Annotated in this window: 28 protein-coding genes and 2 pseudogenes; 5 read left to right on the forward strand and 25 right to left on the reverse strand. The window is 25.5% G+C overall.

Going from position 1 to position 22,278, the window contains the following annotated elements; all coding sequences use genetic code 11:
* Positions 1 to 16: 16 nt before the first annotated feature.
* The 4 genes and pseudogenes from Q0W06_RS12310 to Q0W06_RS12325 form a co-directional block, all read right to left on the reverse strand.
* Positions 17 to 766: a class I SAM-dependent methyltransferase gene (locus tag Q0W06_RS12310; RefSeq protein WP_297635910.1), complete on the reverse strand. Its 750-nt coding sequence runs from the start codon at positions 764 to 766 to the stop codon at positions 17 to 19.
* Positions 767 to 920: 154 nt separating this feature from the next.
* A complete protein-coding gene (locus Q0W06_RS12315) occupies positions 921 to 1,367 on the reverse strand; it encodes a GNAT family N-acetyltransferase (RefSeq protein ID WP_297635913.1) in 447 nt (148 codons plus the stop codon).
* 127 nt (positions 1,368 to 1,494) lie between these two features.
* Positions 1,495 to 1,863: pseudogene (locus Q0W06_RS12320) on the reverse strand (Uma2 family endonuclease); the annotation flags it as partial.
* 15 nt (positions 1,864 to 1,878) lie between these two features.
* Positions 1,879 to 2,058: a hypothetical protein gene (locus tag Q0W06_RS12325; RefSeq protein ID WP_297635916.1), complete on the reverse strand. Its 180-nt coding sequence runs from the start codon at positions 2,056 to 2,058 to the stop codon at positions 1,879 to 1,881.
* A 176-nt stretch (positions 2,059 to 2,234) separates the two neighbouring features.
* On the opposite strand from Q0W06_RS12325, the gene Q0W06_RS12330 reads away from it, so the two are divergent.
* Positions 2,235 to 2,726, forward strand: coding sequence for a GNAT family N-acetyltransferase (locus tag Q0W06_RS12330; protein ID WP_297635919.1), 492 nt, complete (start codon positions 2,235 to 2,237; stop codon positions 2,724 to 2,726).
* Here the strand turns inward: Q0W06_RS12330 and Q0W06_RS19675 are convergent.
* From Q0W06_RS19675 to Q0W06_RS12360, 7 genes and pseudogenes are all read right to left on the reverse strand, one after another.
* Positions 2,706 to 3,020: pseudogene (locus Q0W06_RS19675) on the reverse strand (NUDIX hydrolase); the annotation flags it as partial. The gene Q0W06_RS12330 and the pseudogene Q0W06_RS19675 overlap by 21 nt on opposite strands.
* A 61-nt stretch (positions 3,021 to 3,081) precedes the next feature.
* Positions 3,082 to 3,597: a GNAT family protein gene (locus tag Q0W06_RS12335; RefSeq protein WP_297635922.1), complete on the reverse strand. Its 516-nt coding sequence runs from the start codon at positions 3,595 to 3,597 to the stop codon at positions 3,082 to 3,084.
* A 25-nt stretch (positions 3,598 to 3,622) separates the two neighbouring features.
* A complete protein-coding gene (locus Q0W06_RS12340) occupies positions 3,623 to 4,651 on the reverse strand; it encodes a helix-turn-helix transcriptional regulator (RefSeq protein ID WP_297635924.1) in 1,029 nt (342 codons plus the stop codon).
* Between the two features lie 131 nt (positions 4,652 to 4,782).
* Complete coding sequence (locus tag Q0W06_RS12345) at positions 4,783 to 5,445, reverse strand: HAD family hydrolase (RefSeq protein ID WP_297635926.1); 663 nt, start codon at positions 5,443 to 5,445, stop codon at positions 4,783 to 4,785.
* A gap of 117 nt (positions 5,446 to 5,562) precedes the next feature.
* Complete coding sequence (locus Q0W06_RS12350; RefSeq protein ID WP_297635928.1) at positions 5,563 to 6,267, reverse strand: hypothetical protein; 705 nt, start codon at positions 6,265 to 6,267, stop codon at positions 5,563 to 5,565.
* A gap of 33 nt (positions 6,268 to 6,300) precedes the next feature.
* On the reverse strand, positions 6,301 to 6,939 hold the full coding sequence (locus Q0W06_RS12355) for an RpiB/LacA/LacB family sugar-phosphate isomerase (RefSeq protein WP_297635933.1): 639 nt from the start codon (positions 6,937 to 6,939) through the stop codon (positions 6,301 to 6,303).
* Positions 6,940 to 6,970: 31 nt separating this feature from the next.
* A complete protein-coding gene (locus tag Q0W06_RS12360; RefSeq protein ID WP_297635936.1) occupies positions 6,971 to 7,477 on the reverse strand; it encodes an AAA family ATPase in 507 nt (168 codons plus the stop codon).
* 233 nt (positions 7,478 to 7,710) lie between these two features.
* Between Q0W06_RS12360 and Q0W06_RS12365 the strand changes: the two genes are divergently transcribed.
* Positions 7,711 to 8,550, forward strand: coding sequence for a DMT family transporter (locus Q0W06_RS12365; RefSeq protein WP_297636023.1), 840 nt, complete (start codon positions 7,711 to 7,713; stop codon positions 8,548 to 8,550).
* A gap of 84 nt (positions 8,551 to 8,634) precedes the next feature.
* Here the strand turns inward: Q0W06_RS12365 and Q0W06_RS12370 are convergent, their stop codons facing one another.
* The 5 genes from Q0W06_RS12370 to Q0W06_RS12395 all read right to left on the reverse strand — a co-directional run bounded on the left by Q0W06_RS12370 (position 8,635) and on the right by Q0W06_RS12395 (position 12,583).
* Positions 8,635 to 9,156, reverse strand: a complete 522-nt coding sequence (locus tag Q0W06_RS12370; RefSeq protein ID WP_297635939.1) for a hypothetical protein — start codon at positions 9,154 to 9,156, stop codon at positions 8,635 to 8,637.
* Between the two features lie 70 nt (positions 9,157 to 9,226).
* Positions 9,227 to 10,279, reverse strand: coding sequence for a GNAT family N-acetyltransferase (locus tag Q0W06_RS19680; RefSeq protein ID WP_366516781.1), 1,053 nt, complete (start codon positions 10,277 to 10,279; stop codon positions 9,227 to 9,229).
* 14 nt (positions 10,280 to 10,293) lie between these two features.
* Entirely contained in the window at positions 10,294 to 10,797 is a 504-nt protein-coding gene (locus tag Q0W06_RS12385) for a GNAT family N-acetyltransferase (protein ID WP_297635942.1), read from the reverse strand.
* Positions 10,798 to 11,268: 471 nt separating this feature from the next.
* The gene (locus tag Q0W06_RS12390; RefSeq protein ID WP_297635945.1) at positions 11,269 to 11,775 is read right to left on the reverse strand and encodes a hypothetical protein; all 507 of its coding nucleotides are present in this window, start codon (positions 11,773 to 11,775) and stop codon (positions 11,269 to 11,271) included.
* Positions 11,776 to 11,818: 43 nt separating this feature from the next.
* Complete coding sequence (locus Q0W06_RS12395; protein ID WP_297635947.1) at positions 11,819 to 12,583, reverse strand: class I SAM-dependent methyltransferase; 765 nt, start codon at positions 12,581 to 12,583, stop codon at positions 11,819 to 11,821.
* Positions 12,584 to 12,701: 118 nt separating this feature from the next.
* Here Q0W06_RS12395 and Q0W06_RS12400 point away from each other — a divergent pair, with 118 nt between their 5' ends.
* A complete protein-coding gene (locus tag Q0W06_RS12400; RefSeq protein ID WP_297635949.1) occupies positions 12,702 to 13,043 on the forward strand; it encodes an ASCH domain-containing protein in 342 nt (113 codons plus the stop codon).
* Between the two features lie 84 nt (positions 13,044 to 13,127).
* Here Q0W06_RS12400 and Q0W06_RS12405 read toward each other — a convergent pair whose 3' ends face one another.
* From Q0W06_RS12405 to Q0W06_RS12415, 3 genes are all read right to left on the reverse strand, one after another.
* Positions 13,128 to 14,687, reverse strand: coding sequence for an AAA family ATPase (locus Q0W06_RS12405; RefSeq protein WP_297635952.1), 1,560 nt, complete (start codon positions 14,685 to 14,687; stop codon positions 13,128 to 13,130).
* A gap of 102 nt (positions 14,688 to 14,789) precedes the next feature.
* Positions 14,790 to 16,184: a HAMP domain-containing sensor histidine kinase gene (locus tag Q0W06_RS12410; RefSeq protein WP_297635955.1), complete on the reverse strand. Its 1,395-nt coding sequence runs from the start codon at positions 16,182 to 16,184 to the stop codon at positions 14,790 to 14,792.
* A complete protein-coding gene (locus tag Q0W06_RS12415) occupies positions 16,181 to 16,906 on the reverse strand; it encodes a response regulator transcription factor (protein ID WP_297635958.1) in 726 nt (241 codons plus the stop codon). Before Q0W06_RS12415 ends, Q0W06_RS12410 begins: the two co-directional genes overlap by 4 nt.
* A 161-nt stretch (positions 16,907 to 17,067) precedes the next feature.
* On the opposite strand from Q0W06_RS12415, the gene Q0W06_RS12420 reads away from it, so the two are divergent.
* Positions 17,068 to 17,736, forward strand: a complete 669-nt coding sequence (locus Q0W06_RS12420) for a hypothetical protein (protein WP_297635960.1) — start codon at positions 17,068 to 17,070, stop codon at positions 17,734 to 17,736.
* Positions 17,737 to 17,761: 25 nt separating this feature from the next.
* On the opposite strand, the gene Q0W06_RS12425 is transcribed toward Q0W06_RS12420, so the two are convergent.
* The 3 genes from Q0W06_RS12425 to Q0W06_RS12435 form a co-directional block, all read right to left on the reverse strand.
* Complete coding sequence (locus Q0W06_RS12425; RefSeq protein ID WP_297635962.1) at positions 17,762 to 18,742, reverse strand: helix-turn-helix transcriptional regulator; 981 nt, start codon at positions 18,740 to 18,742, stop codon at positions 17,762 to 17,764.
* A 15-nt stretch (positions 18,743 to 18,757) separates the two neighbouring features.
* Positions 18,758 to 19,570 (reverse strand): oxidoreductase, encoded by an 813-nt coding sequence (locus Q0W06_RS12430; RefSeq protein WP_297635964.1) that lies wholly within the window; start codon positions 19,568 to 19,570, stop codon positions 18,758 to 18,760.
* Positions 19,571 to 19,712: 142 nt separating this feature from the next.
* Complete coding sequence (locus Q0W06_RS12435) at positions 19,713 to 20,258, reverse strand: DUF2232 domain-containing protein (RefSeq protein WP_297635966.1); 546 nt, start codon at positions 20,256 to 20,258, stop codon at positions 19,713 to 19,715.
* A 157-nt stretch (positions 20,259 to 20,415) separates the two neighbouring features.
* Here Q0W06_RS12435 and Q0W06_RS12440 point away from each other — a divergent pair, with 157 nt between their 5' ends.
* Positions 20,416 to 20,766 (forward strand): thiol reductase thioredoxin, encoded by a 351-nt coding sequence (locus tag Q0W06_RS12440; RefSeq protein ID WP_297635969.1) that lies wholly within the window; start codon positions 20,416 to 20,418, stop codon positions 20,764 to 20,766.
* Positions 20,767 to 20,819: 53 nt separating this feature from the next.
* On the opposite strand, the gene Q0W06_RS12445 is transcribed toward Q0W06_RS12440, so the two are convergent.
* Genes Q0W06_RS12445 through Q0W06_RS12455 form a run of 3 tightly spaced genes read right to left on the reverse strand, consistent with a single transcriptional unit; the run spans position 20,820 to position 22,238 of the window.
* On the reverse strand, positions 20,820 to 21,347 hold the full coding sequence (locus Q0W06_RS12445; protein ID WP_297635974.1) for a GNAT family N-acetyltransferase: 528 nt from the start codon (positions 21,345 to 21,347) through the stop codon (positions 20,820 to 20,822).
* A 40-nt stretch (positions 21,348 to 21,387) separates the two neighbouring features.
* Complete coding sequence (locus Q0W06_RS12450; protein WP_297635977.1) at positions 21,388 to 21,516, reverse strand: hypothetical protein; 129 nt, start codon at positions 21,514 to 21,516, stop codon at positions 21,388 to 21,390.
* Positions 21,517 to 21,521: 5 nt separating this feature from the next.
* Positions 21,522 to 22,238, reverse strand: coding sequence for a GNAT family N-acetyltransferase (locus Q0W06_RS12455; RefSeq protein WP_297635980.1), 717 nt, complete (start codon positions 22,236 to 22,238; stop codon positions 21,522 to 21,524).
* Positions 22,239 to 22,278: the final 40 nt, after the last annotated feature.

Genomic DNA, 22,278 nt, shown 5'->3' on the forward strand with positions numbered 1-22,278 from the left:
TTTCCACTTCTTCTTTTTATCTATAATTCTTCTCTACTTTTCTTACTGAAATTAATAACATCATCGGTCTTCGAAGCTCTTCTTTCATATCTAAACACTCTTTCAACATTTTTTCTGATGGAATAGGTTCTATAATTTCTTTTATTTCAAATCCACATTTAATTAAAGTGTTAATATATGTAGTCAGTGTCTTATGATATTTAACTATCTCTTTCCCTAAGAAAATAGCTTTTCTACTTCCTTCACTAAAATATCTATCCACTGGCCAATGAAGCTTATCTCCCTTTTCATCATAATACCAATCTTGTTTTCCTGAAGCTGTAAATATAGGATGTTCTATTGAAAATACAAAGTCTCCATTTGGTACTATTGAATCATATATTTTTTTGCAAACTTCTTCAAAGTTTTCTACATAATGAAATGCTAAAGAACTAATTACAAGGTCAAAATATTCCTTTTGAAGATTTATTTCCTCAATTCCATTTTCTATATATTCTATATTTTTATCATCATTAATTTCCTTAGCTTTTTCTAACATTCTTTTAGAAGAATCCACTCCAATAACTAGCTTAGCTTTATTATCAATACAATATTTACAATGCCATCCAAAGCCACAACCTAAATCTAGAACTTTTTTATTCTCTAAACTTGGAAACATTTTTCTAAAACTTTCCCATTCCCCAGCTCCTTCAAGCCCCTTTACTGAACGATTCATTTTTTTATATTCATTAAAAAATTCTTTATCATCATATTTATTTTCTTTCATAAACTCCCCCACTCCTTTTATTTATTCTCATATATCTTATCATTCCTTTACCCCCTTCATATAGCACATAAATAACTATTCAGTTCTTGCTAGAAGCTTAATGCACTTTTTCTACAATCTATTTTATAAATTCCCATTTATTCATCTCCCTTTTTTAAATCTTATCTATCTTTAGATATACCATATCTACTAACTTTATTCCAACTTCAATAATCTCATGATTATAATTATCTACAAAAAAATTCTTTATTCTATGAGATTCTTTAAAGCCACAACTTTTATAAAAAGGTATTGTTAAAGGACTATCTCCTGTACCAACATATATGGTTTTATAATCATCTTTAAAATATTCTATAATATATTTAATTAATTTCTTACCATATCCTTTATTATGTTCATTTTTGTATATTGCAACATTCTTAATCTCATATATCCCTTCCTCTTCCTTTGTTACAATACAAATGCCTTTTAGTTCCTCATTATATAATGCAAACATAATTCCTCTTTGTAAATATCTATCTATCATTTTTTCATCTTCATCAGCAAGTAATAATAAATCTAAAAACTTTTTTTTATTTTCTTCTATTAATTCTATCCTCATTTTACACCCCATTTTTATTATATCTTAAAATATTAAACAATATTTATATTAAAAGGTCCTTATATAGAATATTAGCAAAAAGAGACTTTAAATTAACTATTTAAAATCTCTTTGTTTATTCAATATTTTATTCATTTATAATATCTAAATAGATTCTATTTAAATCTATTTCTAAATCTTTAAATACTACTGATTTGTATCTATCTGTATTATTATAAATATTAGAAACTCTATAGTAATCATTATGAAGTATATATTGCTCTATTCTACCGTCTTGATATACTAAACAATACTCTTCAACTCCATATATAGAGTATAAATTCATCTTTTCAATAGTATCTAATTTAGCATTTGATTCCGAAACAACTTCAAATATTAAAGTTGGAACTGTCAAATAAGATTGCCCTGCTTCTTCAAATTTCCCATCTTCCTTTGGGCAAACCACAAATACATCAGGTTTTACTTTAGAGTTTTCATTTAAAATAACTTCAATTTGCTCACTAAATACTTTTCATGGCTTTCCATAAAAAAAGTCATCTAATTTAGCAAAAAATCTTCCTGTAATTATATTATGATTTTTAGATGTAAATGAACTACAATAAATCTCACCATTTATCATTTCAATTTTATCTTCTGATGTTTTACATAGTGTTTCATAAATTTCATTACTATCTTGTTTTATTAATGACATCTCTTACTCCTCCCAAAGGTATTTTTCTATATTATAAACTAAAAAAAATTTTAATATAAGTCATATTTTCTAAATACTATTCTTAACTTTCATCTTCTGATTTTAGCTATCTATTTCATCTATATACATTTTATTATATAATATTCATATATTTATAAAAAGAGGTTTTTTATATTATGATTATAACTACATCTAGATTAATTTTACGTCCATTTCTAAAGTCAGATTTATCTAACTTACATCACATTATGTCAAATGAAGATGTTGCTTGCTTAGCTGGATTTGCAACTAAAAAAACTTTAGAAGAAACAAATATCATCTTAAATATTTTTTTAAAAGAATCTCCTAATTCCCTATGGGCTATTTATTATAAAAATGAAAATAAAGTGCTCGGTTGGATAGAACTTCATTCACCATCTATCTCTATAGTAGATTCAAAAGAAATAGGTTTTGTATTATCTAAAGATTATTGGGGACTTGGCTTAATGCCAGAAGCAATACTTGGTCTTATTTCTTATGCTTTTGACACTCTTAATATAACTACCTTAATTTGCTCTCATTTTGAAAATAATATCCAATCACAAAAAGTCATAGCCAAGTGTGGTTTTAAATTTATTTTTAAGCAAGATTCTAAACTCTATTATCTTTTATCTTTTTATACTCTTTAAATATTCTTTTTGTCTTTCTCTATAAATTTGAACATACCTTTTATCTTTACTAAAACTTAAAAATTCTTCTCTACTTAACCACCTATATGATATAGTTTCTCCTTTTTGTAAAACAATTGAATTCTTATTCCAGTCAGTTTCACATAAATATCCGTAATAGATAATGTTTTTATCTATATGCTTATATAATAAATCTAACTTCTTAGCTTCTATTCCTGTTTCCTCTTTTACTTCTCTAATCGCTGCTTCATAAGGTTTTTCACCCTTTAATACTGCTCCTCCTGCTGTTGCTTCATATTTTCCTGGATAATTCCATTTTTCAAAATATAGCGCCCCTTTTAATTATAATCTAATGCTATTCTTTAATTTTTCTTTTGCATAATCCATAAATACACATATTATAATTTTTTTCATTTTTAAATATAGCGTCTCTCATAATCCCTTCAAGTATAAAATTATTTTTCTCTAAAACTCTTCTCGATCCTATATTTTCTTCACATACTAATCCTGTAATTCTTACAATATTTAAATTTTCAAATGCTATTTTTACTATTTTTCTTGTAGCTTCCGTAACAATACCGTTATTAAACTTTTCATTTAATAATAAATATCCTATCTCTGAATCCATACATCTTATGTCATCTTTCCCTTCTACAGATATATTACCTACAACTTCACCATCAACAACTATTGCTCTAAATATACCAGTTTTGCCCTCTTGTTTTTCAACATTATCTAGCCACCAATTTGCATCTTTCTCTGTATAAGGTAAAGGTATTCTATTAGATAAATATTTTCTATTTACTTCATTACATATTTTCATCAATATTTTTTTATCTTCTCTTGTCCATTTTCTTAGCTCTATATTCATGCATACCACTTACTTTCATTTATATTTAAAAGTCTTCAATTAAAAACTTAAATTTTGGTTCTTCTCTAACAAAATCTAGCTCTTTATTATTTAATACCATTTCCTTTAGTAACTCTACATAGTTTCCCTTCATCTCTGTATTTGTAAATTCTAAGTTCTTATAAAGCTTAGTCTTTGAATAATCTAATATTTTTTGATTTAATATATCTTTTATTGCATCAATAGTTCTTTCTTTATCTTGCAGTCCAATTCCTAAAACAAGGTTCATTTCATTTTTCTTATTAACTCCTAGTTCAGAACCTTTAATAAACTTTTTAGTATATTCAAGATAATCTATAGCTTCATCAAATTTTTTCTCTATACAAAGCATTTTTATAATTTGTTCCATTATTATCAGATTCTCAATATTATTTTTAAATAATATCTCTTCACAATTTTTATATGCCTTTTTCATATTACCTGACTCTTTATCTATTAATATTTGCTGAAGCTTTTTATTAATTCCATTGTCATTGGGTATTTTTTCTAATATCTCCTCAGCCTTTTTATATTTTCTTTTACTTCTATAGAGATAAATCAAGGTATGCTTAACTCTCAATGATATATTTTCTTCTGTACTATTTTCTATAAGCTTATAAAAATTTATTATCTTTTCTTCATATATCTCCTTACTATCTATCTTTGATTTTTTTAACCATATATATAAATACGTCATTAAGTTAAAAATTAATTTATCCGAATTAGGATACTCCTTAATAAAGCCTACCCCTTCTGCAAAAGCCTTTTCAAACCCCTCTTCTTTATTAATTTCCTTTATTCTTTTTAGCTTTTTATTAATCTCTTGATCAGATAATTTATCTCCAAACCCTATCAATGTATTTACATCTATTTTTAAAATACGTGCAAGCTTCGATAATAATGTTATATCTGGATAAGATGCTCCCGTTTCCCATTTACTTATTGCTGTAGAACTTATATTTAAATAATTTGCTATATCTTCTTGAGTTAGTCCTTCTTTTTTTCTGTAGTATTTTATAATTTCATTTACTCTCATTTTTATATTCCTCCTCTCTCTATTTATCTAATAATTAAATCTCTATAATTAAATATTAATATCAATTATTTTCTAAAACAATTGATATTTATTCAAGCTTTAATTTAATTATTTGAACATTACTCAAGTTTTTATTTTCTTCTAATATCAAATATTTTTAATAAATCTTCTAACTTAGAAATTTCTTCATTTGGGATATATTCTTTTAATTTTGGTTTTTGAATCCCTCCAAACCCTTGCTTAATCCAAATCGTTTTCATTCCAATTTGCTTTGCTGGAAATATATCATTATCTAGTCTATCTCCAATCATTATTGTTTCCTCTGGTTTGCATCCTGATTTTTCAACTGCAATTTCAAAAATTTTAGGATCTGGTTTCATAACACTACAATCACTTGATGAAATTATTATTGAAAAATACTTTAAAATTCCTAAACTTTCTAATCTTTCAACTAATCCATTAGTTTGATTTGCAATAATTCCTAATTTATATGAAGAAGATAGCTTACTCAAAACTAAATCTGCTCCTTCATATAACTCCTCTAAGCTATGATTATATTTTGCTACTTCTTTAAAATCAAATTTTTTTACTACTGTTTTATATTGTGGTTTATATGCTAAGGAGGCTTGTATAATTTCTTCATATATTCTTTCTGAAGACAGTCCTAACACCTTTGCTTCCTCAGTTTCTGATTGCTCTAAACATCGTTTTTCCCATACTTTATCTTCATTAATTAATGTATAGCCTACATCAAAAAATATATATTTTATAGATTTTAGCTCTAATCGTAACATATAATTATATCTCCTTTATAGTTTTCTTTAATCTGCTTATATTTAACTTTACCTTTTTCAATCTACTATTTATAACTTTATTTACAAATAACTTATTTACATTTTAATGTTAGCTACTTAGTTAATACTCTCACATATTTTCATATTACTTTTTAAACTTTTTATATATTCTATAAAATCTTCTTCTAACTCATCAAACCTTTTTATAAATAAATTATTACAAATATAATTTAAATTACTATCATCTAAACTTCTATAAAATTCTATATATTTATCTATTCCATATCTCATTATGATATATTCTGTAAATGCTCCTGCTATTGGATAAGTTTTATTCCAAGATATCTCATAAAAATTTTCATTTAAAATCAATTTTTCTAATCCTATATATTCTCCACTATTAATATAATAATTTGTCCAATTTAAATTACTAATTCCTTTATGATTTTTATCAAAATACATTGCTAATCCTTCTCTTATAAATACTTGTGAGGGATATCCTATTAAGTAAGATAGAATATGAGCATCTTCATGATACCCTATACATTTTACCGTTTCATTGAAAACGGCAAATATTTTATTTGATTCCTCTGCAAATGCATTACACTCAATATTATCTCCAGCCCAAAAACCTACCTCTCTTGATGAGTTACACAAATAATAATTAATTTGTATATCACATTCAATTTTCAATACCTGGACAATATACCTAAAACAATACTCTTGTAATTTGATTATTTCATTTATATGCTTTTCTGCAATTGAATCTTTATGATAATGAAATAAATAATGCTCACTTTCCACTTTAATCCACTTTTCCATATTTTCATCTCATTTCTTTAACCAAATTTCTATTTAATAAGCTCTATATGCTTTTAATACATTTAGTAATTCCATATCTTTTCCATATCGCATTACATATTCATAGACATTTTCTCTAGCAACAATCTTTTTCATAAAATTTATATCCATTTTAGGAATAATCTCTTTTAAACTTCGTTTAGTAATTAAATTTATTTTTTCTAATAACCTAGTATCTTTTCTTTTTCTCTCCGCATCCTTTTTAGGATATCCTTCACCAAATTCTCCATCAAATAACTTTTCAAATATACATTGCAAGTTAATTTCCGCTGCCCATCCAAAATTCAATCCTAATGGAATTGAAATAACGTTTCCAGCATTAATTCTTCCAAATAAATATGCATCAGACGGATTTTCAATATATCCACAGTTTATTGTTGGTAGACTATTGCATGCAAGCATCATTCCTTGCCCTGAGGAACAACCTGTTATTATAAAATCTATTGATTTGCTTTCTAATAAAATACTTATGCACATCGCTGTTTCTATATAAGAATATTCAATATCTTCATCGTTAAATATACCAAAGTTAATAACTTCATATGCTCTATTTTTTACAACTTTTCGTAATACATCTTCTATTAAAGGATTTTTTTCTTTCTGTGAACTTCCCTGAATAATTCCTATCTTCATAACTCAACGCCTCTAATTTATATAATTATTTTTAAATTTTTTCTAAAATTCTATCTACAACTTCATTTATAGTTAATTTATCTGTATTTATATAATCTTCAAACTCATTTTCTTCCAATCCTTTTAAACATCTATTAATTTGATTTACTGGCCATGAATCTTTGTCATCACCTCTATTATTTAAACGATTTATTATTGTTTCTTTAGAAGCTATTAGCGTAATCATTTTTACTTTAACTCCATTTTTTCTTAATTCAGTTATTATATTATTGTAATATTCATAATTAACTAAGGTCATAGGAACAATAACAGTTCCACTATAATTTTCATATAAGAATTTAATATAACTATAATTAAATTCTCTCCATATTTTATAATCCTGAAAATCATCTTTCTTTATTTTTAGAGGAATATTTTTTTGAATAAAATCCCCCATATTTTCTGGATCATAGATAAAAGATTTTTCTATTCTTTTATTTAATTCTGAAGCTGTTTGTGTTTTCCCTACTCCAAAGGGACCATTTAACCATATTATCATTTATCATTCTCCTCTCTACTCAATATTTTTATTTTATAATATATACTTCATATAATACCTCTTAATCATCCATTATTTATCTTTTTATATTTATTTTTACAAATATTTTACTATTATTTTCTATTTTTTATTTTCTAAACTTTCTTTTCTACTTAATATCTCTGACACACTGATAGTATATTCTAGAAGAATACTATTAAGGGTGGATTTTTATAAAGAATCGAGATAAAGGAATTTTATTAATATTAATTTCAAGCTTTTTTAGTGCATTAACACTAACCTTTATTAAGCTTGGTGGTAATGTTCCTGTATATGAAAAAAGCTTTTTAAGAAACGTTTGTACAATAATTGTTGCTAGCATAATCTTAAAGAAAGCTGGAATTAAATTTTTGGGAAATAAAGGAAATAGAAAACTCCTTTTAATTCGTTCCGTAAGTGGAACTTTAGCCGTTTGGACAAGTTATTATGCATTATCACATATGATAATTTCTAATGCTACTATCTTGACCAATCTAAGTCCTATCTTTGCTATTATATTTGCCGCAATATTCTTAAAAGAAAATATTAAAGGTGTACATATAATTGCCTTTATAATTGCATTTATAGGTGTTTTATTTGTAGTAAGACCAACTGGACATAGTTACTTATTATTACCTTCGGCCATTGCTATATTATCAGCTGTTATTGCAGCTGTTGTTGTTACTTGTATTAGATTACTTGGAACTCGTGAGGATCCTAGAACAGTAGTGTTTTTCTATGCTATGGTTTCTATGATTTTATCAACAATATTAATGCTAATTCATTTTCAAATGCCAACATCAAGGGAATTAGTAATACTATTGTTAGCCGGAGTATCTTCTACATTAACTCAATACTCTATAACCTTTGCATATAAATTTGCACCAGCTAACGAAATTTCTATATACAATTATTCAAGTATAATTTTCGTTACATTATTTGGATTTATAATTTGGGGTGATCTACCCGGTTATATTGCTGTTATAGGATATATCCTAATAATTTTAGGTGCATTAATCCCATCATTTTTCTTAAAAACTTCTAAGAAAAATTAAGCTTATATTATAATAATTTTAAAAGGATTGAATTTAGTAATAACTGAATTCAATCCTTTTAATTTCTATATTTAATTATTCCACTTAACCTGTTCCCATACTTGATATTATATATTTATCCTTAACTTTCTCAATATTAACTATTGCAACTTTATTAACACACCAATTATTTTTCTTAACTTCTCCATTTCCTGCTACCCATCTATTACTTTCATTAGTGTATTTAATATCATAAGATATATCTGCCACAAATCCTTTACTCTCTTTTTCACTAATATTTAAATCTTCCATTTCATAAATATCTATATCTTTTATCTTATACTTCGTAAATGTAGTTACTTCTTTTTTCTTTGAACTATCTTCCTTACTTTCTATCACTTCTATTTTATTCTCATTGATATATTCATCAAAAAGACGTCTTGCTATCTCTATTTTTTCACTTTCTTCTAATAAATCATTTTCTTTATTGTCATTATCTACTTCCTCTAAACTTTTCTCTACAACATTAATTTCGTTATTATTAGTTTTTGCCTTCTCTAACCCACATCCAGTGATTGTAACTATTGTTAAGCAACTTAAAATTAATACTATTCCTTTTTTTCTCATTCACTCACTCCCAATACCCTAATATCATTTTATTATCTCTCATAATTCTTAAAATCAGATTTTCTAATTTTTATCTATTCTTATCTTCAAATTTTTCCCATTCCTCTTTATTAATACTATATACTAAATGAATCATATTCTTCTCTTTATAAATCTTTATAAATTCATCTTTTACTCTCATCCCAATATTCTCTGCAACATCACAAGATGTCTTATTTTCCACACGTATTGTTGCAATAACTTCTTCTCTTTTTAATATATTAAATGCATAATCTAACATAGCCTTTGCTCCTTCTGTAGCAAACCCCTTATGCCAAAATTTCTTTTTTAATATATATCCAAGTCCTATAAAATGTTTTCCATTAACAACTTCATCTAATAATCCTATTTGTCCAACAACTTCACTTGTCTTCTTATCTATAGCTAATAAATAATCATATCCTATATTTTTATACGATTTATTTCTTTTCTCTATCCATTTAAATATCTCTTCATCTGAAAATGAATGTTCCCAAGCATACATTACATCCAAATCTTTTAACATTTCAGAAAGTTCATTAAAATCATTTTTTGTAATTCGTCTAAATATTAATCTTTCACTAGTTAAAACACTATCCCTATCTATTTCAAAGTCATATTCTTTATTAATTAAAATATATTCACACTGATATTTTTTGCATTCTTCGAGTACCTTTTTATTATCTTTAATCATTATTTCTTTTGGATAATCCCAGTGTTTTCTTTCTTCAATAACATTTTCATACTTTATAATTTCTTTATAGTTATTTTTAATATATTCTTCACTAAATATAAGCCATAGTTCCCTTATATGTGCCAAATATTCTTTCTCAAAATCCTTTCTAAAATTATATGGAATATAACATCCTTCTACAATTAAATTTTGCTTATTTTCTATAGCCATTTTAATCATTTCACAAACAATAGGCCATAAATACTCAGTAAGTTTATCATCCTCTTCAACTGTAAGAGCCGTTTGTCCACTCCTTATTAACCCCATTTTCAAATGATCTATTGAAAGATATGGATATTTATATTTTTCTAATAGTCTTTGAGCTAAAGCTGTTTTTCCTGTATGTGAACTTCCTGATATTAAAAATATCACTTTCTATCACCTCTTTATCTAATAACTTTTTTATATTTAATTTCATCCTTTCCAAGAAAATCTTTTCTTTCTTCTGTTTGCATAAATCCATTTCTTTCATAACATTTACGTGCTCTATTATTTTCTTCAAAAACCCATAAGATTACATTATTAAAGCCTGCATGTTCTATATCCTTTAGAACATGTTCCATCATCATAGACCCATAGCCTTCTCCCCAATTTTGAGTTAAGCTATGTATACAAATAATTTCCGCATAATCATCTTCTTCTATATCCCTTGCTTTATCCCAATATGCTATACAATGTGGTTTATTATCTATAGTCAAAATATATCCATTACCTATTTTATCTTTCAATATATCTCTATACATTTCTATAGCCCAATTATGGTTTGTGTATTCATCTAATATCTCTCTAGATAAAATTTTTTTAAATCCTTCCTTCCATGCTTCTGTTTGTATATATGCTAACTTCTCCTCATCTCCAGCTTCTACTTTACGTATTTTAACTTTTTTCATTTTGGTTTCCCCCGCTATACTTATATCATTTACTTTTTACCTTTAAATATATAATTATCTATTTTATACCATTTTAACATTCTGTATGTATTTTTGAAATTACCACTTCATATTTTTCACTTATTATTGCTATATCTAAATTTAATAAGAAAGTTTTTTATGAATTTCAACTAAATTAAATACTCCCTTTAGTATAGACTCTGTACTAAAGGGAGTATTTTTATAATAAATATTCCTCAAATTTTTTAATTATTTCTATTAAATTTTTCTCATACGCAATAGCTATTTTTATTACTGTTTATATCTTACCATATACCTAAATCTTCCTTCGCTTTCTCTAATATTAAATCATTATAATACATTCTCTGCTTTATTGTTATCTTAGTTAAGTAAAGAGCTTCATGCTTTAATGATCTAATCAACCCCATATATCAACTTTTTATTATAAATATATCTTTCACAATATTATAATTAATTATGAATTGAATTATCAATACATATAACACTTGCTATCATTAATTTCTCATATTTCCCTTCTAATATCTGTATATTATATTTATCTTGAATTTTAAATCTTTTTTTACTTATTCCCCCAATATTCATATGGTCTTTATTTATGATAAAGTTTTCTCCCATTACATCACCATTAATTTCATAATTATCTTCACCCATCAATATTATAAATTTAGGCTCCATAGATTTTACTATTCGTTTTATTTGTCCAATTTTTCGTTCTTTATATAAAATATCATATTTTTCACTTATAAATCCCACACATTTTTTAATCGTAATATATTCCGTTCCCTCTGTTGTTTGGATAAAAAATTTATGCCCTATTGAACAAATACTTCCTATAAATCTGTCTATTAAAAATTTAATTCCCTTAGTTTTAACTTTTAAATATATCTCATTTTCATCATATATTTCATATACATTTTTAAAGCCTACTATTTTTACTTCCATGCTATATATTTTCATTTTTATTCCCCATTTTTATAACCAATCTTATTATCAATAATTTTTATTTTGCTAAATATAAATCTATAGTATCATATATATTTATTTTCCCACCTACACTATCTATCGCTTCTCTCATATCTTTTTCAAAATTATATTTTATCTTTTCTTCTAATGCTCTATGATCAGAATACGTATTAATTAATCCTATATACTCCTCAGATGTTAAAGTTCTTTTTCTATAATACACTTTTGAAATAACCTCTTTAAATCCGAAGTTTTTTAATTCTTCAATATATTTTTTACAATCTTTTTGGCTAAACTCAATTGCTTTTTCTTTTGAAGGTTTATATTTATCATATATTTCTTTACTCTTTACGTTTGTTATATCATTATTCCTACTAACAAAAGGATGATTCCAAAATATTGCTAAAACTCCATCTTTCTTTAAGATGTTTTTTATTTTCTTATACTTTTCTTCTATAGGTAGCCAATGAAATGCTGTAGCACAATAAACTAGATCAAATTTATTTTCCTCAATATTATAGTTTATAAAATCATCATTTATAATTTTAAAGTTATCATATCTCTTAAATTTTTCCTTAGTATATGTCGCCAAATTATTTCCCAATTCAATAGCCATAACATTACATCCTATTTTTAATATAGGTAATGTTGCTTGTCCTGTTCCGCATCCTATTTCTATTACTTTAGAGCTTTTATCTAACTGTGCATAATTTATAAGTTCTTCAAATAACTCTTTAGGATAACCTGGTCTATATTTTTCATAATTAAGTGCATCTTCATTGAATTTAAGTCTAATATCCATTTTAACACCTTCTTTACTTTATTATAACAGTTCCTTTTATACATTAATTTTAACTTACTGACAAACCTATCATTTATAATATAATTATCCTATAAATGTAATTAAAGGAGGTTTTATAATGACAACACATATAATGAATTTAAATCCACAAGCATTATCATTAATTAAAAGTGGATCAAAGACTATAGAAATGAGATTATTTGACGAAAAACGAAGAAAAATCGTAACTGGTGATATTATTAAATTCATTAGTACTAAAGACTCTTCTACTTTTTTAACTACACAAGTAACAAAATTATATGTTTTTAAAAATTTTAAAGAGTTATACCAAAAATTTGATAAATTTAAACTTGGTTATATGGAAAATGATATTCCTAATTATTCTGATATGGAAAAATATTATTCCCAAACTGATATGAAATCATATGGTGTAGTTGGAATTGAAATTAAAGTTATCTAGCTTCACAACTGTCATTCTATTTATAAATAAAAAAGCACCTTATAGTTTTATTTCTCTATAAGATGCTTTTTGTGTTATATATCTTTAAATTTCTTTAACTAAACAGTTATGATTTTTTTCTTTTGAGTTATATGTTATTGCAACTGCAAGTATTCTCTTATCTTCATTTTCTTTTTTAAATTTTTCTATATATTCTTTATCCTTTATTTGCTCTAATGCAATTTCTGGATTTACATCTTTTTTCAATTCTACTATAAATACTGTATCATTCTTTCGTCTAGGATGAAATGTAAAATCTGCATATCCTTTTCCTGTCTTTTCTTCTCTTTCAACTCTATAAGTATCTCTAGCTGAAAGATATGCTAAAGTTAGAACACATGATAAGCTATTTTCGTCATTATATTGCAATATCGGAATTTCTGAATTGTGAATGTCATGAAGAATTCCTTCTACTTTTTTGGTATCCTTATTAACTGTAGCTCTTAACATCTCTTTGGATTTCTCTACTATTTTAGCTACATATCCAAATGATTCATCCTTTAGAGCCTTTTCAAATTCTTTCATCAATTCTTTATTTGGTATTTTTAAATATCCATCATAATATGATAAAAACCCTAAAACAATCATTGCTGAGTAAATTTCTTCTTTATTTTTAGGTGCTCCTTGACCTGCTCTAAATTCCTCATCTATAGTTATATCAATTTCTTCTCCTGATACCATTTCTATAATATCGTCTCTAATTTCTAATGTATTGTATTTTAAGAGTTCTATTACTTCATCCATTGCGCCTGTATTTGTCCAATAACTTTCACAATGATTATTTTGAAGTGCTTTAACTACTGAGCGTGGATTATATATTCTAGTTCCAACTGCTGTTTGATATCCATTATACCAAAGCTCCAAATCTTCATATCTTAAAATTCCATTTCTATCACAAAGTATTTTTACTTCCTTTTCAGTAAATCCAAAATATTCTCCAAATATTCTATCTCTTAAAAATGTAAACTCATCAAACATATTAAGAGCACTTCCACTTGAATATTTTTTTATAGGTAAAACTCCTGTCATATAGCAAAGTGCTACATAAGGCTGATCTTTCAGAAGATTTCTTAAAAATTCTAAAAACTCATTTTGATTTTCTATAAAAAGATTATTATTAAAAATATAATCCCACTCATCAAATATAAATATAAATTCTTCTTTAGTTTCTCGTAACATAGAACTTATATTGAAGTATTCACCTGGATTTATATGAGGATATTTCCATACTATATCTTTAATAAGATTTTCTCTTATCATTCTAATATACTCTTCATAAGTATTTCCTTCTTCTGATATCTCATTAAAAGATATGTTTATCACATTATATTTATTTAAATGTTTTTGATATTCATTTTTTTCACTTATATTAAGCTTTTCAAAGATTTTATCTGATTTTACAGCCTTAGAATAATAAGCTCCAAGCATATCTACAACACTGGATTTTCCAAATCGTCTGGGTCTAGTTACGCATATGTATCTATCTGTTGTATTAATAACCTTATTAATTTTTTCTATTATATTTGATTTATCAACAAAATACTCTGCATTAATTAACTTTTTATAGTTCTCTAAGGGTTTGTCTGTATTTAAATATAAAGCCAATTTATCTACTCCTTTACTAAGTTCTATTTTCTTCTTATTATATCATAAGACTCTCTCTTTATTAGCATTAGCCTAACACTCTATTTTTAATCATTACCTTTTTTAATTTTCATTTTCAAAATTCACTTCAACTTTCATTCCTTTATCTAACTCGCTTATCACTTTAATCTCTCCATTATGAGCTTTTATAATGTCATGGGCTATAGCCATTCCAAGTCCAGAGCCTTCTATTTTATTTTTTGTATTTGTTCCTCTATAATATCTTTCAAATATATGATTAACTTCTTCCCTATTCATTCCTTTTCCATTATCACAAATAAATATGTTTACTCTATTATTTGTACTATTGTCAGTAAATATGTTTACATTTATATTTACATTTTTGTCATTATGAATTATAGAGTTCATTAAAATATTTATAAACACTCTATTTATAAGATTTTCATCTATATCTAAAAATATCTCTTTTTCTGAATAATTAAATTCTATATTTATATTTTCATCATTTATGATATCTATAACAACGTGTCTAACCAAAGAAACTATATTCACCTTTTTTTTATTTAAATTTAATGAATTACTTTTTAATCTAGCTGATAAATTTAATTCCTCAACTAAATTTTTTATATAATGACTTTTATTAATTATGGTATTAGAACTTTTTACTCGTCCTTCATCTCTTAACTCATATTCAATATCGCCTATTATTTCTGCATTTCCTATTATAGATGTTAATGGTGTTTTTATATCATGAGAAATATTAGAAATCCATTCTTCTCTCATTTCATCTAATTTTGCTCTTTCTTTTTCATTATCATCTAATCTTTCTCCTAGTTCATTTAATCCCTTTTCTACCTTAAAGTAGATTCCTGTACTAATCTTTTTATTTATATATACGCCTTTAGATAGATCGAATATTTTTTCTATAATATTATTTATTGGCTTAGTTAATTTCAATGTATATAAAAAACTAATTATTAAGACTACTAATATATTCATTACTATCAATAAAGGAAATCTATGTATTTTAGTAATTTCCCTTGAATCATAGGAAAGTGATATTCTTTTAATTCTACCGGACTTTAAAAATAATAAATAAGAATATTCCTCTCCATTCAACTCTTTTTCACCTAAAAATAAAGTATTATCATTCTTTTTATACATATCAATAATATCTTTATTAGAATATTTAAAAGGTGCCTCTTTTGGCATATTATAATTAAAAACCTCTCTATTTTCGCCATTTAATATTTGTAATCCAGCTTCACTTTCATTTAACAATTTTATTCCTTCTCCATCTATCTTTACTTTATTATGGACTATATCTATATTCTCATATATCTTCTCCATTAATTCTGTAGGATAATAATTAAAAATATCTTCTTTGTCATTTAATATATAAATATTAAATACCATAAATCCAATATTTATAATAAAAATAAATAAACAAGCACCTATAAATGAGCATAAATAATGAAATATTAATTTCCTTCTCATTTATTACTCCCCTTATTTATAAATTTATACCCAAGTCCTATTGCAGTTACTATATATTTAGGTTTTGATGGATTATCTTCAATCTTTTTTCTTAATTTTCTTATATGCACTGTTATGGTGTTGTCATATCCAAAGAAATCTTCTCCCCATACTTCCCTACACATCATTTCTTTGCTTAAAATTCTATTAGGATTATCTATTAAATAGTTTAAAAGTTTAAATTCCTTTGCTGTGAATTCAATACTTTCTCCACTCTTAAATACTTCTCCAGTATCTTTATGTATCTCTAAATCTCCAAACTTAATTATACTTTTTTCTTTTTCTACACCAACTACAAGATTCTCTATAGCCTTTAATCTAGCTTTTACTCTAAAAGCTACTTCTTTTGCACTAAACGGCTTTGTTATATAATCATCTGCTCCTATTGCAAATCCTAATAGCCTATCTACTTCATCTCCTTTTGCAGATATAAATAAGATAGGTGCTTGACTCTTATCTCTTAACTCCTTAAAAAGTTCATATCCTGTAGTATCTGGAAGCATAATATCTAATAGTATTATGTCTGGTTTAACTTTTTTTAATATTTCCAAAGCAGCTTTTCCAGTATTTGCTGTATAGATCTGCTTAAACCCTTCTCTTTTTAATACAGTTTCTAGAATATCCAAGATATCTTCCTCATCATCAATTAGTAATATCTTATGTTTCTCAAAAATTCTATTCATTTTTTACCCCTTTATCTCTCTTTAATCTCTCTATTTGATTATAAACTATTTTTTACCATTTTGAATTAAAATTTAAGACCGTTTTAAGACCATATTTATATAGAATAAATTTAAACTTAATATACTAATAGCAAATACATAATTTATTTAGGAGGCTATTTATGCAAGCAATTATGGAACCAATTTTTCACGTAGTTTATTTAACTACCGTTATTGTTTTAGGATTTAAAATGATATTTAAATCAAATGGTGATAAATATTTTAAATTATTCGGTTTTATGGCAGTAATCTTAGGCTTTGGAGATTCATTTCATCTTATTCCAAGAATATATGCCTTATTAACAACAGGACTTGAAAATCATGCAGCATCTCTTGGATTTGGTAAGTTTATAACTTCTATAACTATGACTATTTTCTATCTAATTCTTTATAACATTTGGAAACTTAAATTTAATGTTACAAATTCAAAAGTTTTAGATATAGTAATGTATCTTTTAGCAACAGTTAGAATTATTCTTTGCTTCTTCCCACAAAATGAATGGTTTATAAATAATCCACCTGTAAGCTGGGGAATCTATAGAAATATTCCATTTGCAATTATGGGAATAATAATGATTTATCTTTTATATAGTTATGGAGTTAAATATAACAATAAAGATTATAGACATTTAGGTATAGCAGTATTTTTATCATTTGCTTTTTATTTACCAGTAGTACTTTGGGCATCAGAAAACTTCTTTGTAGGAATGCTTATGATTCCAAAAACTTTAGCCTATGTTTGGGTAGTATTAATTGGTTATAAAGAACTAAAACAATCATTAAAAGCATAAAAATAAACGGGACAAGCTATCCCGTTTATTTTTTATTTCTATATTCTCTAATTGTCATTCCAGTCCAAGTTTTAAATGCTCTAACAAAAGAATTTGTATCTGAATACCCTATCAAATAAGCTATATCATCAATAGTCATTTGTGTATCTTTAAGATAACTTCTAGAAAGTAATTCTCTCGTATGATTTAATTGTTTTAGAAAAGTTGTTTTTTCTTCTGATAATTTTCTTTGAAGAGTTCTAGTGCTTAAATTCAATTCTTTAGCCACGCTCTCTATACTAGCTTCTCCACTTGGTATAAGTTCAAATAATGCAGTTCTTACTCTTGCTGCAAAAGATTCATCTACTTCCATATCTTTTATCCTCTTTTGAAGTTCTGGCTCTAAATATCCCCACATGACATTATTTTCAGTTAAAAATGGTCTTTTCACATCTTCAATATTAAACTCTATTACTGCCTCTTTATCTTTATATGGCTCCACTTTAAAGTATTCCTCAAAAGCTTTATCTTCATATTCATAAATAGATGTTACCTTTCTTGGAACTATCTCTACTCCTGTCCCTTTTCTCAAAATACTAGTCATTAAAATTTGCTCACTAAGAATTGAAAACTTAGGAAGTTCCTTATCTCCATCATCAAACATAAACTCAATACTTAATTTTTCTTCATCTATTTTTATATCTAAAATAAAAGGTCCTATAATTTTTTTATATTTTAATATTCTATCAAAACATGTTATTCCATCCTTTGCACATAATCCTGCAAATAATGGTGGAATAAAACCAATCATACTATCTACATTTGCATAACATAAAAGATTATGGGAAGTGATCATCTTATCAAGTGTATTCATTAAATTTATATATTGCTCTCTAGTTACTGAGACTCCATTTTTATCAATAGCCTTAGGTGACATGTTAGATTTTTTTAATAACACCTCTATATTTACATTCTTAGACTGTATATATTCTATATATTTATTATCTATTGAATAGAACTTTCCCATCTTTCACATTCCTTTCTATAGCTTCTTTATAAGTTTATCAAACATTCTATCTGATAATATTCTTCTAGCCATTACCCCCACTTTTCCTCCATATCCAACTAAATATCTAGTTTTAGGTTTATTTACTGTTACTGCTTTCCCTATAGTCCTAGCTATTACACTAGGATTTGTAAGTTTTTTACCACTATATAAATCTCTCATATGTTCTGAGGCTTCTTTTGCAGTATTTTCGTAAGATCCTCCTTTAGAAGAATCTCTTAAATTATCTGCTGCAATAATTCCCCAATCAGTTTTTATTCCACCTGGTTCAATAATTATAACATCAATGCCAAAAGGCTTTAATTCCATTCTTAAACAATCACTAAATCCCTCTACAGCAAATTTTGTTCCATGATACCAAGCTCCAAATGGAGTATGCATTTTTCCTCCCATAGAAGATATATTAACTATTTTTCCAAATTTATTTTTTCTCATACTTGGAAGAACTAATTGTGTCATTCTAGCTAATCCAAATATATTAACTTCTATCTGTCTTCTTGCCTCTTCCATAGTAACATCTTCAACTGCTCCAAAGGAACCATATCCTGCATTATTTACAAGTACATCAATTCTTCCTTCTCTTTTTAAAATCTCTGAAACACAGTTTTTCATAGATTCTTCTTTAGTTACATCAAGTTCTAAAATATTTATTCCTTTATCTTTTAATTTATTTAATCTATCTAATCTTCTTGCTGCTCCGTAAACTATAAATCCTCTATCTTTTAAATCTAATGCTGTTTCATATCCAATCCCACTACTTGCTCCAGTAATAAGTGCTATCTTCTTCATAATGTGTCACTCCTTATTTATTTCTTGATTAAATTATATCTTCTTTTTAATCTTTCTTTAATAGCAAAAGGTGCCACCTCTTATGCAATTTGCGCCACATTAAAATCTATCTTTATTATTAGCTAAATTTTCTAACAGTTTCTTATGTATAATAATTCTCTTTTTTATAAACCTTTACATTTAGTTTTCTAAAAATAATCTTTGTTATAAATCTTAATAGAACCGCTCCTAATATAGCATGAGCAATAATTAAAATAATAAAAATTAATTTTAATGATTTAATCATCATTAAATATTCGCTTATACTCACTCCTGAATTAATATAAAATTTAATACCAAACATAAAAAATATAGCTAGTATTAATCCTATGGATACTACTAATATAGTTTTTATATTTCCTCTTTTCATCCCCCACCCTAAAGGTAATCCCACAAAACAAGTAAATGCTAATGCAGTAATTCCATTTCCTATTCCAAACAAAATAGTACAGCCTACAGTACTTAATATTATAGTTATTATACTATCTTTAACACCTCGCTTTATATACATTAGTGCTATTGGTATCTCTATAAATATCAGCCCTACATGTGAAAAAATTGGAACTTCACCTGTAGCCATAAAAAGTATTACTATTGCACTAAAAAATGCAATTTCTACAATTCTTCTAGTAGTTATCCTTTCTTTCATTACTTCACCTCTTTAGTTTTTAATTATTATATTATATTTCTTCTTTCTAATCAATAATAATTATTAATTAATTTAATTTTTCGTTAATTTGCGGATTTAATTTGATTTGCTATATTCCTTTTGTTACAATGAAGAAAAAACTAAAGGAGAAATTATTATGTTTGGAAATGATACTTATAATGAAGATATTAAAGCATTCAATAGAATAGATTCAAGTACAGCTGATAAAATGCTATCTACAGAAAGTATAACTATTGTTTATATTGGTAGAAGTAGCTGTCCTTTCTGTCGTAAATTTGCTAAAAAATTAAGTGGATTATCATCTGGAATAAATTCACCTATCTACTATATAGATAGTGAAGATTTTTCTGATGACGGAATTCAAGGTTTCAGAGAAAAATATAACGTTAGAACTGTGCCTGGATTTATTGTTAAAAAACAAGGTGAACTAGAAGTTCGTTGTGATTCTTCACTTCCTGAAGAAGAAATTTTAAATTTAGCTAATTAATAAAAAGGTCTTAAATATGCTACTTAGCTTATTTAAGACCTTTTTATATTTCTTTAATCTGCAAATTTCATAACTTCTTCCTTTAAATATCTATTAAATTCCTCATACTCCTCTTTAGATAAGTTCTCATTGAAACTCATTATTTTTAGCTTGTGACCTTGATATTCTTTTCTATATGGAGGATGAATATGATTAAATTCTCCAAGTTTAAATCCTAATTTTGAGTAAAATTTTAATCTTTTAATACTTATATCATCTATAGGAGGATCTATTTCTAGTATAGTTTCTTTTTCACTTTCACAGAAGATTTTTAAGATTTTTGAGCCATAACTTTTTCCTCTTAAATCTTTTTTTATTGCAAAATGTTCTATATATCTGAAATTATCATATTCCCAATAAAATAGTATTCCCATTAAGTTTTCATCATCACATATAATAGCAAAATTATATTCCTTATTTTCTAATACTTCTATTTGCTTATCTAACGTCCTTTGCTCAAATACAGGAAAACTTGTCTTATATAATTCCATAGCTTCCTTGAAATATTTATCTTCTTTATTCTTTATTTTTATAAATTTCATTATTTCACCTATTACTTTCTATTTTTATATCTTTAAACAATTATTTTATTTTTATCCAATCACTTAAAATCTGTTCTATTTCAAAGCCTCTTTTTAAATACATATTTAATGCTATTTTATTTTCTCCAATTACAATTAACGTAACCTTCTCTACTTTCGTTTTATTCAAAGTCTCTATAGCTTTTTCCCATATCCTATACCTCTATATTCTTTACATAATCCAATATCGAAGCTTCCAACATTATCACATATATCTATATTCATAAAACCTATTATATTATTTTTATCACTAACTAAATAATATTTATTTAAACTATTATCTTTCAAATATTTTTCTATATCTTCCCTTTCATAATAGCATCCATGAGGCATATCACTAAATGATCTGTTAAAAATATCTAGATACTCTACCTTATTATTTTCTGATAAAGAAATTAATTCTAAAGTTGTATCCACAGTTTTTCTATTTTCAAGTTTCATTATATAAGATTTATATTCTGCTTCATATCCAATATCTGAAAGGATTTTTAATATTCTCTCATTCTTTATTCCTAATAAAATTTTATTACACTTCTTATCCTCTCCAATTTTAATAGCTTCTTTTAAAAGCTCCTTTACAATGGAAACTCCATCTACTATATTTTCATCTATATCTAAAGAATGAATATAAATCACACTTAAAGGATTTACTGCTTCTAATACAATTAAAACTTTTCCTATAATTTCATTTTCTTTAAAGCTAACTAATACTCCTTCTCCATAATCATATATTTTTTCATTAAATTCTTTTTTTATTTCCTCTATACTTTTATTATTTTTTTCGGCCTTATTTAAATATACTCTAACCTTATCTATTTCCTCTTTACTCAAATCCTTAAATTTTTTTACCATTCTCCCTCTTCTCCCCTTATTTTTATTTATCATATATTAT

The sequence above is a fragment of the uncultured Clostridium sp. genome, assembly GCF_947072515.1.
GTDB lineage: Bacteria > Bacillota > Clostridia > Clostridiales > Clostridiaceae > Clostridium.